We start from the raw sequence: 14392 nt of genomic DNA, 5'->3' as shown, positions 1-14392 counted from the left end.
GCGCGTCGACGCTTCGGCGTGTTCGGCGCGGATGCGGTTTACAGAGGGTAATAGCGCGAAAGGGGGCGGGTGTGGCAGCCATGGGAAAGACCGAGGTGCTGCAATACCTCGATGATCAGGGGGTTTCCTATCGAAAGGTCGAGCACGAGCCTGTGTTCACCATGGAGGGGATGGAGCAGCTTAACCTGCCGTTCGCTGCGGAAGTGGTGAAGAACCTGTTTCTGCGCGACGACAAGAAGCGAGCCTATTATTTGGTAGTGATGCCCGAGGATAAGCCGGCGAACTTGAAGGCGCTGCGCGCGACGCTGGAAAGCCGCCCGTTGCGCTTCGCCTCCGGCGACGACCTTGAGGCCATCCTGGGGCTGCGTGCCGGCGCCGTGTCGCCGCTGGGCGTGCTCAACGATGACGAGCATCGCGTGCAGGTGGTGCTCGATGAGGAGCTGCGCGGCTACGAGGGGCTGGGCATCCATCCCAACGAGAACACGGCTACGCTGCATGTGCCGCTTGCCGACGTGCTGGCCTTGTTCGATGCGCACGGCATGCCATATCGCTTCGTTCCCATGGAGCGCCCCGAGGCGTAGCGCGCCACGGCTGCGGTAGCGTTGCCCCCTGTGGGCGAAACGGGCGAGGGCGCGTTTCGCCGGCTGCTTCGCTCTGAAGCTGTCGGCCCGGTTCCCGGCTGCGTTTCGGGTGGCAAGCGGCGCCGGCTCCGGACGTTTGCGTCGCTTTTCCGGGCGCGTTTTTTCAACTTGCTTTCAGCTAAGGGCCGCTGATGCGGCCCTTAGGCGTTTTGCATGGGGCTAACCGTACACCAAGGGATGTAATTCAGTGACGTGCGGGTGACGAAACGGTGCAAGCGCCGTCGAGGAGGGCCGTGGCGTGGTAAGGTTGCCCTGTCAAACAAAACGCAGGGCGATAAGGGCCCTGCGCCTCCGATAGCAAGGAGAACGCCATGACCGATCAGTTCAACAACCAAAACGGCTACGGCCAGCCCGGTCGGCAGCCTGGGCAGCCGATCCCGCCCGCGCAGGGTTACCAGCAGCCCGGCTATCAGCACTCCTATACGCAGCCGGTGGTCGATGCTCAAAATCCTCGCAAAACCTCTTCCGGCCGCACGTTCGGCACCGCGTTCGCCGGTGCGGCGCTTGCCTGCGTTATCGCGTTCGGCGGCTTCACCGTGTATCAGAATGTGACGGGGACCCCCTCCGGCGGCAACGTTACGCTGGGCGCGTCCACGAACACCGAGATCCAGGCCCAGTCCACCGATGACACGCTTCCCGAGGCCGTGGCGCAGAAGTGCCTGCCCTCCGTGGCCGCCATCGATGTGTACACGGCGCAGGCCTCCACCGACATGTTCGGCCGCAGCACGTCCAGCTCGGGAACGCTCACCGAAAGCTCCCTGGGCAGCGGCGTGGTGCTTTCCGAGGACGGCTACATCATCACGAACAACCACGTGGTCGCAGGCGCCGATGCCTTGAAGGTCACCGTGGGCGGCGAGGAGTATGACGCCGACGTGGTAGGTACCGACGAGTCCAGCGACATCGCCGTCATCAAGCTGCGCAATGCCAGCGGCCTGACCCCCGTCGAGATCGGCGATTCCGACAATCTGACCATCGGCGAATGGGTCATGTCCATCGGCAGCCCGTTCGGCCTCGAGCAGTCCGTGGCAACCGGCATCGTGTCGGCCACCAGCCGTTCGCAGATCATGAGCAACTCCGAAAGCAGCGGCAGCGACGGCTATGGGTACGGTTACGGCGGGTCGTCTTCCCAGTCGAGCGGCTACACCATCTACCCGAACATGATCCAGACCGATGCGGCAATCAACCCGGGCAACTCCGGCGGCGCGCTGGTGGATTCCAACGGCAAGCTCATCGGCATCAACACGCTGATCACCTCGTATTCCGGCAACTACTCGGGCGTCGGCTTCGCCATCCCGGTAAACTACGCGGTCAACATCGCGCAGCAGATCATCGAGGGCAAAACCCCCACACACGCGCAGCTGGGCGTGTCCCTTTCCACGGTTAACTCCCAGAACGCGAAGCGCTATGGCCTGAAGGTTGATAGCGGCGCCTACATCTCCGCCGTCAACAGCGGTTCCGGGGCGGCAGAGGCCGGCCTTGAGGAAGGCGATATCGTCACGAAGTTCGATGGCAACTCCGTCAGCTCCGCCAGCGACCTGATGCTCGATGTGCGCTCGAAGAACCCCGGCGACAAGGTCACGCTGGAGGTCAACCGAAACGGCGAGACGAAGCAGATCGAGGTCACGCTGGGCTCCGACGAATCGTCCCAATCCGCGGCCACGCAGCAAAACTCCAGCAGCAGCTCCAGCGAGATGCTCAACCGCCTGCTGAACAACAGCGGGTCCTCCAGCAAGAACGACGCGGCCTAGCAGCTGCGGTCTTGACGGGCCGCTCGGGCAAATGCCGAGCGGCCCCACGCGAGGCGAGCGATCCGCGCGCCTCGCGTGGGGCCGAAAGCCCCTTTTCCTTTCCTTTTCCCTTTTCCCGCGGGAACGGCCCCTGTTTTGGGGCCGTTCCCATTTTTTCGGACATTTGCATCCGTCGTGGCCGGTTACCATTCATGAGCGGGCAGGCGAATCCGCTGTCTTCCATTGGACGGGTCGCTCCGCATGCGGTTTGACCGATAGCCGGCTGCCTGAAAATATCGTAGTAAGCCCATTGCACTACTAGGTAAAGTAGGCGCATAATTAACGACACGCTGTAAGCAGGAGCTGCGACGGGCGGGCGAGTGCTCCCGGGTGCGTTTCCCGGTGGCTCGCCCGCCCGTCGCATCGCTTCGAAACGGAAAAGGGAGACGAGAGACATGTCGTTCGACGTATTGGGGCCGGTGCTCGCCGTGCTGGTCATCTTCGCGGCGCTCATCGCGGTGCTGCGTTATCTGAAGGCGAAGGATAAAAGCTTCACGTTCCGCGTGTTCACGGCCTTGGGGCTGGGTATCGTGCTGGGCGCGGGCATCCAGTTGGCGCTGGGCCGCGGCAGCGAAGCCGCCACCACCGCGCTTGACTGGATGTCGCTGGTGGGAACCGGCTACATCGACCTTTTGCGCATGCTGGTCATGCCGCTGGTGTTCGTGGCCATCGTCGGCGCGTTCACGCGCACGAAGGCCGTTGACAACCTGGGCAAGATCGGCGGATCGGTGCTCGCCGTCCTTTTGATCACGGTGGCCATCGCGGCGCTGTTCGGCTGGGCGACCATTGCCCTGTCGGGCCTTGCCGGGGCGGACTTCACGCAGGGCAGCGTCGACGCAACCAAGCTGGACGCCCTGCAGACGCGTCAGGACAAGGTCGCCGATACCACCATCCCGCAGACCATCCTGTCCATGATCCCCGTCAACGTGTTCGCCGACCTTGCCGGCACGCGCTCCACGTCCACCATCGCCGTGGTCATATTCTCCGCCATCGTGGGCCTGGCCTACCTGAAGCTGCGCGACCGCGATTCCGAGCAGGCGCAGTTTTTCAGCAGCCTCATCGACAGCCTGTACGGCATCGTCATGTGCATCGTGAAAATGGTCGTGGGCCTTACCCCCTACGGCGTGCTCGCCCTTATCGCCAACGTCACGGCTACCAGCGACTACGCCGCCATCCTCGACCTGGGCAAGTTCATCATCTTCAGCTATGTGGCCATCATCGCCATGTTCCTGGTGCACCTGCTCATCCTGGCCGGCAACCGCGTCAACCCCGTGATGTACCTTAAGAAGGCCTTCCCCGTGCTGTCGTTCGCGTTCGTGTCGCGCACCAGCGCCGGCGCCCTTCCCATGAACATCGAGACGCAGTCCAAGGCGCTCGGCGTCGATCCGGCGACGGCGAATTTCGCGGCAAGCTTCGGCATGTCCATCGGCCAGAACGGCTGCGCGGGCATCTACCCGGCCATGATGGCAACGCTCATCGCTCCTACCGTCGGCATCAACGTGTTCGACCCCACGTGGGTCATCGGCCTGATCGCCGTCATCGTCATCAGCTCGTTCGGCGTTGCCGGCGTGGGCGGCGGCGCCACCTTCGCCAGCCTCATCGTGCTGGGCACCATGGGCCTGCCCATCGAGATCGTGGGCCTGATGGCCTCCGTCGAGCCGCTCATCGACATGGGCCGTACCGCTCTCAACGTCAGCGACTCCATGGTGGCAGGCGTCACGTCGTCCAACTTCACCGGCGGCCTCGATCGCGATATGTACAACGATCCCGCCGCGGTCATCAACGCCGACGGTATCGAGAAGGCCTAGCTGCTCGTCTGTCCTTTGCGTGAAAAGCCTGGAAACGGCCGCCCCGATGGGCGGCCGTTTCCGTTTTCGGGTAAGATAGGGAAGCTTAAAACGCTTTACGATTTAACCGGGAGGTTGCATATGGCCGAGGAATACCGATACAAGCGCGTGCTGCTGAAGTTGTCCGGCGAGGCGCTGGCAGGCGACCTTGGCTACGGCATCGATCCGAAGGTGGTCGATTCCCTGGCCGACGAGATCGCCGACGTGGTGCATGATGGCGTCCAGCTTGCCATCGTGGTGGGCGGCGGCAACATCTTCCGCGGCGTCTCCGGCGCAACCGACGGCATGGACCGCGCTCAGGCGGACTACATCGGCATGCTGGCCACGGTCATGAACGCGCTGGCGCTGCAGGACGCCTTCGAGCGCCACGGCATCTTCAGCCGCGTGCAGAGCGCCATCAACATGCAGGAAGTGTCCGAGCCCTACATCCGTCGCCGCGCCATCCGCCACATGGAGAAGGGCCGCGTGGTCATCCTGGCCGCCGGCACGGGCAACCCCTACTTCACCACCGACACCACCGCGGCGCTGCGCGCCTGCGAGCTGGACGTCGACGTGCTCATGAAGGCCACGAAGGTCGACGGCGTCTACGATTCCGACCCCGTGAAGAACCCCGATGCGAAGCGCTACGACCGCATCAGCTACATGGAGGTTCTCTCGCAGGGTCTCAACGTCATGGACTCCACGGCCACCAGCCTGTGCATGGACAACAAGGTCCCCATGATCGTGTTCGACCTGACGGTGCAGGGAAACATCGCCCGTGCGCTGAAGGGCGAGGACGTGGGCACCACCGTAGAGTAGTAACGTCTTCCGCGTCGCCCGGGCAGGGCGGGCGCTCAAGGGAAAGGAACCGAAATGATCGACGAGATCATGCTTGAAACCGAGGAGAAGATGCAGCGCGCCGTGAACGGCCTGCACAACGCGTTCGGCACCGTCCGCACGGGCCGCGCCAACGCCATGGTGCTCGACCGCATCAAGGTGGACTACTACGGCGTTCCCACGCCCATCAACCAGATGGCCGGCGTGAAAACGCCCGACGCTCATATGCTGGTCATCGAGCCTTGGGACAAGGGCGTCCTGGGCGCCATCGAGCACGCCATCATGGAAAGCGACCTGGGCGTCACGCCGAACAACGACGGCTCGGTCATCCGCCTGCCGTTCCCTGCGCTCACCGAGGATCGCCGCCGCGAGCTGGTGAAGCAGTGCAAGGAGTACGCCGAGGAGGCCCGCGTGGCCATCCGCAACGCCCGTCGCGACGGTAACAGCCATGTCGCCAAGTCCGTCAAGGAAGACAACCTTCCCGAGGACGAGCAGCGTCGCGCCGAGGCCGAGATCCAGAAGCTCACCGACAAGTACGTCGCCGAAGTCGACGCGGTGTTCAAGAAGAAGGAAGCCGAGGTCATGGAGATCTAGAAGCGGCGTTCGCCTGCCGGCGAATCCGTTGCTCGGAGCTGCGGGCGCCCCGGTGCGTCGCGTGCTCATGGCTTGCATGGGTGCGGCTGGCTGCCGCCTGTCTGCGCAGCCGGGCCGACGGTGGGGGAGCGGCCCCTGCTTTCGCCCAGCGCATTTCCGATCTCCGCGCAACCTTGGTTCGCAACCGGGTTGCGTCATCCGGCTCTTATGAGCGTTTCCCTAGTGCCAGCCGGCGGTTTTCCCGCCGGTTGGCTTTTCCCTTATGTAAGAGGCTGCCCATGAACAAGACGCTTGATTACATATTCCCGAATCCGCCCAAGGGCCTGGACCCTGCTGCCCTTGATCCGCGGGCGATCCCCGAGCATGTCGCCGTCATCATGGACGGCAACGGCCGTTGGGCGAAGAAGCGCGCGCTGAATCGCCTGAAGGGCCACAAGGCCGGCATCGAGGCGGTGCGTGAGACCATTCGTTGCGCCTCCGACCTGGGCGTTCGTTATCTGACCATCTATTCGTTCTCCACGGAGAACTGGAAGCGTCCTCAGGAAGAGGTCGTTGGCCTGATGGACCTGTTCGCCAAGACCATGCTGGCGGAGGTCGATGGCCTGCACGAGGAGAACGTGCGCGTGCGCACCATCGGCGACCTTTCCGCCCTGCCCGCCGAAACGCGCGAGGCCTTCGAGGAGGCATGGCTGAAAACGCGCGACAACACGGGCATGACCTTGGTCGTTGCGGTGAACTACGGCTCGCGGCAGGAGATTTTGCATGCCGCCGAGGCGTGCGTGCGCCGCGCGCTGGCAACGGCGGCCGAGGGCGGCGACCCTACCGCGCCGCTGACGGAGGCCGAGTTCGCCCAGGGGCTCTACACGGCCGACATCCCCGACCCCGAGGTGGTCATCCGCACGTCCGGCGAGATGCGCCTATCGAACTACCTGCTGTGGCAGGTCGCCTATTCCGAGTTCGTGGCCACCGACGTGCTCTGGCCTGATTTCAATCGTTACGAGTTTTTGCGCTGCCTGCTGGAGTTCCAATCCCGAGATAGGCGTTTCGGGGCGGTGAAATAAATGTCCGGGAACCCGCAAGGCGGCGAGCAGCAGCGCGCGGATGAGCGCTCGCGCGGCGAGCGCTTGAAGGATTTCGCGTACCGGAAAACGCCGCAGAAGTTCAAGAACGCTTCCGACCTGCAGGTTCGCTTCCGCACGGGGTTCATCTACGTTACCGTCTCCGTGCTGTGCATCCTTGCGAGCGAATGGACCACGCTGGCCTTGCTGTCCGCCACCGCCGCGGTTTGCGCCGGGGAGTTCTATTACATGCTGCGCGCCGACGCGAAGCTGCCCAACGAGATGCTCGGCATCGTGGCGGCGGCGCTCTATCCGCTCAGCGTGCATTTCTTCGGGCTGTCGGGTGCGCTCATGGTCAGCCTTGTGCTGCTGCTGGCGCTCATCGTGTGGTATGTGTTCTGGATGCGCGCCCGCATCCCCGATGTGGGCGTCAGCTTCTTCGGTGCGGCATACTGCGGCATGCTTCTTTCCGGCCTGGTGGTGGTTCGCCAGGCGCTGCCGCACCCGTGGGGCGGCGTGTTGGTGCTCGGCATCTTCTTCAGCGTGTGGGCCAACGACTCCTTCGCATACCTGATCGGTAGCAAGTTCGGCAAGCATAAGCTGGCGCCGCGCGTTTCGCCGAAGAAAAGCTGGGAAGGCTTTTTCGCGGGTTTGGTGGGATCGGCGTTGTTCTGGTGCCTGTTCACGCTTATCCCCGGGTTGAACTTGAGCATCCCCATGGCAATGGCGTTCGGCGTGATCAGCGGCTTATGCGGCGTGCTGGGCGACCTGGCCGAAAGCCGTATCAAGCGCAACGTGGGCTTCAAGGATTCCGGCAAGCTTCTGCCGGGCCACGGCGGCCTGCTCGACCGTTGCGACAGCCTGTTTCTGGTGGCGGTCGCCTCTGCCATCCTGCTGGTGGCAGGCGGGTGCATCCCCTTTAGCTGGTAAATCGGACGAGCCAACGTTCTAGCGGCGTTGGCTCGAGTTGTTTTCGCAGATGATTCGGAGGGTTTCATGAAACGCATCGTTGTTCTCGGGTCCACGGGCTCCATCGGAACGCAAACGGTCGACGTGGTTCGGCAGCATTCCGACGAGCTGGAGATTGTCGGCTTGGCGGTGAACTCGCGCGTGGGCGACATGCTCGAACAGGCGCGCGCCCATAACGTGCGCAACCTTGCCGTGGGCGATGAGCGCTTGGCCGACCAGGCCATCGCGTCCGAGGTGCGCGAACAGGCCGGTGCCCAGGGTGTATGGGGCTTCGGCATGGATGCCGTGGTCGACCTGGTGCGCCTGCCCGAGGCGGATGTGGTCGTCAACGCGCTGGTGGGCGCCGCCGGCTTGCGCGCAAGCTATGAAACGCTGCGCGCGGGCAAGGTCCTTGCGCTGGCGAACAAGGAGAGCTTGGTGGTGGGCGGCGATTTGATCATGCCGCTGGCGGCGCAGGTCGATGCACAGCGTCGCGCGGCCGGCACGGCCCCGGCGGTGGGCCCGGCCGGTGCCCTCATGCCCATCGATTCCGAGCATGGCGCCATCTACCAATGCCTGCTCGGTGAGTCGGAACGAGAAGTCTCCCGCTTGTGGGTAACGGCCTCCGGCGGCCCGTTCCGCGGTAGGAAGCGCGCCGATCTTGAGGGTATCACCCCTGCTCAGGCGCTGAACCATCCCACGTGGAGCATGGGCGCGAAGATTTCGATCGACTCCTCTACGCTTATGAACAAGGGCTTGGAGGTCATCGAGGCGCATCATCTGTTCAACATGCCCTACGACAAGATCAGCGTGGTGGTTCAGCCGCAAAGCGCCATCCATTCCATGGTGGAGTTCACCGATGGCAGCGTGAAGGCGCATCTGGGCACCACCGATATGCGCATCCCCATCCAGTTCGCGCTCAGCTATCCGCAGCGCTGGGAAGCGCCCGTCGAGCCCTTGGATTTCACCAAGTTGGGAAGCCTGGAGTTCGCCCCGGCCGACACCGAGACGTTCCGTTGCCTGGAGCTTGCCCGCCACGCCGGCGGCGTTGGTGGAACGCTGCCGTGCGTCATGAACGCCGCTAATGAGGTGGCGGTGGCGGCGTTTTTGGCGGAGCAGGGCAGCTACCTGGGCATCGCCGAGTGCGTGGAGGCCGTCATGGACGCGCACGAGCGCGAGGGCGTGCAGAAGGTGGAAAGCCTTGAGCAGTTGCAGGCCTTTGACGCCTGGGCTCGCGAAACCGCTCGCAAGTCCGTGCGCTAAGGTTCGCAAACTGTTAATCGCGTGCATCGTGTGGTTATGGTTCCGCTTCGGTAACGGGGCGGAACCTCTTTTTATAATGAGACGGATTCCAACGCGCGGGGCCGTCAAGCGAAACCCCGCTTCGTCGCGTGTCCGCAGCTAAGGCAAGGAGCCCGTTTTTGAACGTCATCCTCATGATTTTGTATTGCACCATCGTGCTGGGCATCTTGGTGGTCATCCACGAAGGCGGCCACTATCTGGCGTCGCGTGCCTTCGGCGTGCGCGTCACCGAGTTCATGCTGGGCATGCCGGGCCCGAGCATCGGCTTCAAGAAATGGGGCACGAAGTTCGGTGTCACGCCCATTTTGCTGGGCGGTTATGCGCGCGTGTGCGGCATGGAGCCGGGCGAGATGAGCCCGCATCTGGAGCCGGCGCTGGCGGCGCTGTACCGTCGGGGCACGGCGAACATGGAGGATATCGCGCGCGATTGCGGCATTTCCGACGAGGATGCGCTCAAGGCGCTCGATGAGCTGGTGGACTGGGGAAGCTGCACCGGTCCCACAAAGAAGGACGAGTACAACACGTATCGCGCCGCAGAGGTCATCCCCTCCAAGAAGCAGATCCGCGCGGCGGCGCAAGCCGGCAAGCCCGCGCCGGAGCGCTACGCTGAGGGCCAGGCGCGCCCGGTCGAGGACGCCCAAGCGTTGTTCGAAAGCGAATATCGGCAGCAATATCGCAGCCTGCCGTTTTGGAAGCGCTCGGTCATCCTGCTGGCGGGGATCGCGGTCAACCTGCTGTTCGCCATGCTGATGTTCGTGGTGCTGTTCAGCGTCATCGGATTCGATGTGCGGATGCAATCGGGCGAGGTGACGCATATGACGGTGGATCCGGGCCGCGCGATCGTGGCGGGCTTCACCTATATCGGCATGGTCGTACAAGCCGTCGCAGGCCTGTTCAACCCGGCAACGGCGGCGCAGACGGTGTCCGATTCGTCTTCGGTCGTGGGCATTGCCGTGATGTCGAAGCAGTTCGCCGATGCGGGTTTGGTGCCGTTCATGCAGTTTATGGCCATGATCTCGGTATCGCTGGGCATCATGAACCTACTGCCCATCCCGCCGCTTGACGGTGGCCGTTTCGTCATCGAGGTGTTCCAGAAGCTGTCGAAAAAGGTGATCTCCATGCGCGCCATGAACGCCATGAGCGCCGCCGGCATGGCCTTGTTCCTCATGTTTTTCCTGGTCATGGTCAATCAAGATGTGCAGCGTATTATCTCGGGCACGTTCTTCGGCCAATAGGGCGCCCCGTTTTCATCCCGTATATCGCATAAGCCGGCAGGGGCGTAGCGCCCTGCCGGCTTTTTCTTCGCCTGTTGCTTGTATACGTTTCGCCAACGAGGGGCGCTACGCTGGTAGAATAGCCGCTATGGAAACTAACGAGAACATGGGCAACGCGTGCGCCGCGGCTCCTTCGGGGGCCGCGGCCTGCCCGTTGCCGCAGGACGCTATGCGTCCCAATCAGAAAACGCACCAGGTGCACGTGGGCAACGTGGCGCTTGGCGGCGGCGCTCCCGTGGTGGTGCAGTCCATGCTCAACGCCCCGGCCGATGATGCGCAGGCCAACCTTGCGCAGATCAAGCAGCTGGCCGATGCCGGCTGCGAGGTCGTGCGCATGGCCATCCCGCGCCGCAGCTGCCTGGACACGTTCCAGGCCGTGTGCGAGGAATCGCCCTTGCCCGTCGTGGCCGACGTGCACTTCGACGCAACCATCGCCATCGAGGCGGCGCGCCGCGGCGCGGCGAAGCTGCGCATCAACCCCGGCAACATCGGCGGCTTGGCGAAAACCGACGCTGTGCTCGATGCCGCCGGGCAGGCGGGCATCCCCATCCGTATCGGCGTGAACGCCGGCTCGCTCGACCAGGCCTTGGCCGAGCGTGACGACCTTTCGCTTCCCGAGAAGCTGGCTGCCTCCGCACGCCAGTACGTGGAATACTGCGAAGGCCGCGGCTTCCACGACCTGGTGGTCAGCGCGAAGGCCCACGACGTCATGACCACGGTGCGCACGTACCGCCAGCTGGCGCGCGATATCCCGCATATCCCGTTGCACATCGGCGTCACCGAGGCGGGCACTACGTTCCAGGGCGTCATCAAAAGCGCCTCCGGCCTGGGCATCCTGCTTGAGCAGGGCATCGGCGACACCATGCGCATCTCGCTCACCGACGACCCGGTCACGGAAATGCGCGCCTGCTGGGCGCTGCTCGGCGCGCTCGACCTGCGCCGCCGCAACCCCGAGCTGATCAGCTGCCCCACGTGCGGAAGGTGCCAGGTCGACCTGATCGGGCTGGCGCAGGAGGTGGAGCGGCGCATCGCCTGTCTGGATAAGCCGTTGAAAGTGGCCGTCATGGGCTGCGTCGTCAACGGGCCGGGCGAGGCCGCCGACGCCGACATCGGCGTGGCCTGCGGCAAGGGCGTGGGCGTGGTGTTCCGCCACGGCCAAACCGTTCGAAAAGTGGAAGAAGGCGCCATCGTCGACGCTTTACTGGAAGAGATAAAGGACCTGTAAATGAACAACGCCAACATCACGCGCATGAGCTCCCTATATGCTCCCACGCTGAAGGAAGACCCCACCGATGCCGAGATCGCCAGCCATAAGCTGCTGCTGCGCGCCGGTTTCATCCGCAAGACCGCTGCCGGCATCTACACGTTTTTGCCCCTGGGCAAGCGCGTGCTGACCAAGATCGAGAACATCGTGCGCGAGGAGATGGATGCGTGCGGCGCCCAGGAGATCCGCATGCCCATGCTCCAGCCCGAGGAGCTGTGGCAGGAGTCCGGCCGCGCCGACGCGTACGGTCCCGAGCGCATGCGCCTCAACGATCGCCACGATCACGAGTTCTGCCTCGGCCCCACCCATGAGGAGCTCATCACCGCGCTCGTGCGCGCCGAGCTGCGCTCCTACAAGCAGCTGCCGCTGAACATGTATCAGATCCAGACGAAGTTCCGCGACGAGATCCGCCCGCGCTTCGGCCTGCTGCGCAGCCGCGAGTTCGTCATGAAGGACGGCTATAGCTTCCACGACACGCAGGAGTCGCTGCAGGAGGAATACGACAGGATGTACGCGGCCTACGAGCGCATCTGCGCGCGTTGCGGCCTTGAGTTCCGCCCCGTGCAGGCAGATGCCGGCCAGATCGGCGGCGCGGTCACCTGCGAGTTCCATGCGCTTGCCGAGGCCGGCGAGTCCGCGCTCGTGTACTGCGATTGCGGTTACGCAGCAAGCGACGAGGTGGGCGAGGGCCTGGCGCGCCCCACGGTCTACGACGTGCCCGAGATGGAGAAGGTGGCCACGCCCGGCGTGCACACCATCGCCGAGCTCGCCGAGTTCCTGGACATCCCGGAATCCTCCACGGTGAAGGCGCTCTCCGGCAAGAACGACGAGGGCAAGCTCGTCGTGCTGTTCGTTCCCGGCGATCATGAGGTGAACGAGGAGAAGGCGGCCCGCGCCGCCGGCGGCTTCACCATCCTCACCGACGAGGACATGGAGGCCTACGGCCTGCACAAGGGTTCCATGGGCCCGGTCGGCCTGCCCGAGGATGCGTTCGTCATCGCGGCAAATAGCCTGAAGGCGGTGCCGAAGTGGGTCGTCGGCGCCAACGAGGATGGCTATCACTACGTGGGCGCGCAGCTTGGCAAGGACTTCAAGGTCGACCAGTGGGCCGATATCATCACCGTCAAGCCCGGCGACTGCTGCCCGAAGTGCGGCATGGAGCTCAAGGGTGCGCGCGGTATCGAGGTCGCGCAGGTGTTCCAGCTTGGCGACAAGTACTCCCGCGCCATGAACGCCACCTTCATGAACAAGGACGGCAAGGAGCAGCCGTTCATCATGGGCTGCTACGGCGTGGGCGTGTCCCGCACCCTGGCCGCCATCATCGAGCAGCACAACGATGAGAACGGCATGATCTGGCCGATGTCCGTGGCTCCGGCGCACGTATGCATCCTGCCGCTCGCCACCGGCGACGACCTGGTGCAGCCTGCTGCCGAGAAGCTGGCGGAAGAGCTGGCGGGCCTGGGCCTGGAAGTGGTCATCGACGATCGCAAGGAGCGCGCGGGCGTGAAGTTCGCCGAAGCCGACCTGATGGGCTGGCCGCTGCAGATCGTCATGGGCAAGCGCGGCCTTGCCGAGGGCAAGGTCGAGATCAAGCGCCGCGCCACGGGCGAGCGCCGCGATATCTCGCTGGAGGCGCTGTCCGAGGCACTGACCTTCGCCAAGGGCGCGCAGCGTCGTTGGGGCAACAACCTGAACGCCTTCGCCGGCCTGTTCGTCGAGAAGGCCGAATAGCGCTTACGTGAACGCGTATTCCTTACGGGCCCGGCATGTGCCGGGCCCGTTTTGATTTCAAGGCGGCTTGCGTTCGACTGGCTGCGGCCCGCGGTTGTTCGTGGCGGCTTGCGTTCGGCGGGTTGCCGCGTCCGTGGGCGTTCAGAGACGGTTCGCGGCTGGGCGGGTCGCCTCCTTGCCCTCATCGTTGCTCGTAGCGCTGCCTCACCCATGTGCGCACGGTCTGTACGAACGCCCGCGTGGCGGCCGAGGCGGTGTCCGCAGATCGCATGGCGATGGATATCTCCCGGCGCATCTTCAGTTGCGGCGGAAGCACGGTCAAAGGGAGCGTGGCGTCTTCGAGCAGCAATCCCGGCAGTATGCTGAAACCCAGCCCTTTGCTCACCATGTTCATGACGCTGTAGTCGCTATAAACGGCGAAACGCACGTGCGGTTTCACCCCGCTGTTGCGCAGCAGCGCTTCCGCTTCCTGCATCGATCTGCTTCGCGGTTGGATGAAAGGCTCCTCGGCAAGCGTTCGCGCGGGGGCGTGGTCGGCATGTGCGAGCGCATGGTCGGGAGGCAGCAGCACCATGATAGGATCGTCGTGCAAGGGGATGGCTTTCAGCGCCCGTTTCGCGGGCGCGACCAAAAACCCGCAATCGGCATCCCCGTGCCATAAGGCGCGTTCGAGCTCCGCTTCGTCGTCGATGCACATCAGATGCAGCTCCACGCCGGGGCATTTCCGCTCAAAAGCTTTCACCATGCCGGGAAACCAATGGGTCGAGACGCTGGTGGGCGCGGCGACGCGCACCACGCCGCGCTCCAGGCGCCTCAGCTCGGCTATCCGGCTCGCCAGCTGCCGCTCGCCGTTGCAGACGTTGGAGATCCACGGCAGCAGGTCCTCGCCTTCGGCTGACAGGTGGGCTTCCCTGTAATCACGTACGACCAATTGCACGCCCATTTCCTTTTCCAGGGAAGATATCATGCCGCTGATACCCGATTGCGAGTAGCCAAGATCGTTCGCCGCTTGCGTGAAGCTGCCGGTCTCGGCAACGCGCAGCAGGGCCTTATATTTCGGGTTCACCATATGATGCTCCTATCTTTTAGTTGTTGCATTTGGGAGCCGAATATCGAATGCTTTCAGGTGC

The 14392-nt window shown here is 64.0% G+C and carries 12 protein-coding genes; 11 read left to right on the top strand and 1 reads right to left on the bottom strand.

Annotated elements, in window-relative coordinates:
* Positions 1 to 80: 80 nt before the first annotated feature.
* The 11 genes from RDW26_RS03835 to RDW26_RS03785 all read left to right on the top strand — a co-directional run bounded on the left by RDW26_RS03835 (position 81) and on the right by RDW26_RS03785 (position 13262).
* Positions 81 to 581, top strand: a complete 501-nt coding sequence (locus RDW26_RS03835) for a prolyl-tRNA synthetase associated domain-containing protein (RefSeq protein WP_307982632.1) — start codon at positions 81 to 83, stop codon at positions 579 to 581.
* Between the two features lie 371 nt (positions 582 to 952).
* Positions 953 to 2389: a trypsin-like peptidase domain-containing protein gene (locus RDW26_RS03830; protein WP_307982595.1), complete on the top strand. Its 1437-nt coding sequence runs from the start codon at positions 953 to 955 to the stop codon at positions 2387 to 2389.
* 434 nt (positions 2390 to 2823) lie between these two features.
* Positions 2824 to 4236 carry a cation:dicarboxylate symporter family transporter gene (locus tag RDW26_RS03825; RefSeq protein ID WP_307982594.1) on the top strand — a complete coding sequence of 471 codons (1413 nt, stop codon included), beginning with the start codon at positions 2824 to 2826 and terminating at the stop codon, positions 4234 to 4236.
* Positions 4237 to 4356: 120 nt separating this feature from the next.
* Positions 4357 to 5073, top strand: a complete 717-nt coding sequence (gene pyrH / locus RDW26_RS03820; protein ID WP_042436881.1) for a UMP kinase — start codon at positions 4357 to 4359, stop codon at positions 5071 to 5073.
* Positions 5074 to 5142: 69 nt separating this feature from the next.
* Entirely contained in the window at positions 5143 to 5685 is a 543-nt protein-coding gene (gene frr, locus RDW26_RS03815; protein ID WP_220241214.1) for a ribosome recycling factor, read from the top strand.
* A gap of 278 nt (positions 5686 to 5963) precedes the next feature.
* Positions 5964 to 6746, top strand: a complete 783-nt coding sequence (locus tag RDW26_RS03810; RefSeq protein WP_307981020.1) for an isoprenyl transferase — start codon at positions 5964 to 5966, stop codon at positions 6744 to 6746.
* The gene (locus RDW26_RS03805; RefSeq protein WP_307982593.1) at positions 6747 to 7673 is read left to right on the top strand and encodes a phosphatidate cytidylyltransferase; all 927 of its coding nucleotides are present in this window, start codon (positions 6747 to 6749) and stop codon (positions 7671 to 7673) included.
* Positions 7674 to 7739: 66 nt separating this feature from the next.
* Positions 7740 to 8954: a 1-deoxy-D-xylulose-5-phosphate reductoisomerase gene (gene dxr, locus RDW26_RS03800; RefSeq protein ID WP_307982592.1), complete on the top strand. Its 1215-nt coding sequence runs from the start codon at positions 7740 to 7742 to the stop codon at positions 8952 to 8954.
* Between the two features lie 158 nt (positions 8955 to 9112).
* Positions 9113 to 10228: a site-2 protease family protein gene (locus RDW26_RS03795; RefSeq protein ID WP_307982591.1), complete on the top strand. Its 1116-nt coding sequence runs from the start codon at positions 9113 to 9115 to the stop codon at positions 10226 to 10228.
* Between the two features lie 208 nt (positions 10229 to 10436).
* Positions 10437 to 11492, top strand: coding sequence for a flavodoxin-dependent (E)-4-hydroxy-3-methylbut-2-enyl-diphosphate synthase (gene ispG / locus RDW26_RS03790; RefSeq protein ID WP_307982631.1), 1056 nt, complete (start codon positions 10437 to 10439; stop codon positions 11490 to 11492).
* The gene (locus tag RDW26_RS03785; protein WP_307981013.1) at positions 11493 to 13262 is read left to right on the top strand and encodes a proline--tRNA ligase; all 1770 of its coding nucleotides are present in this window, start codon (positions 11493 to 11495) and stop codon (positions 13260 to 13262) included.
* Between the two features lie 181 nt (positions 13263 to 13443).
* On the opposite strand, the gene RDW26_RS03780 is transcribed toward RDW26_RS03785, so the two are convergent.
* Complete coding sequence (locus RDW26_RS03780) at positions 13444 to 14331, bottom strand: LysR family transcriptional regulator (RefSeq protein ID WP_307982590.1); 888 nt, start codon at positions 14329 to 14331, stop codon at positions 13444 to 13446.
* Positions 14332 to 14392 lie beyond the last annotated feature (61 nt).

Source organism: uncultured Senegalimassilia sp. (assembly GCF_902464545.1).
Taxonomy (GTDB): domain Bacteria; phylum Actinomycetota; class Coriobacteriia; order Coriobacteriales; family Eggerthellaceae; genus Senegalimassilia.
The sequence above is the reverse complement of the archived record's forward strand: the minus strand, read 5'-3'. Positions and strand labels throughout refer to the sequence as shown.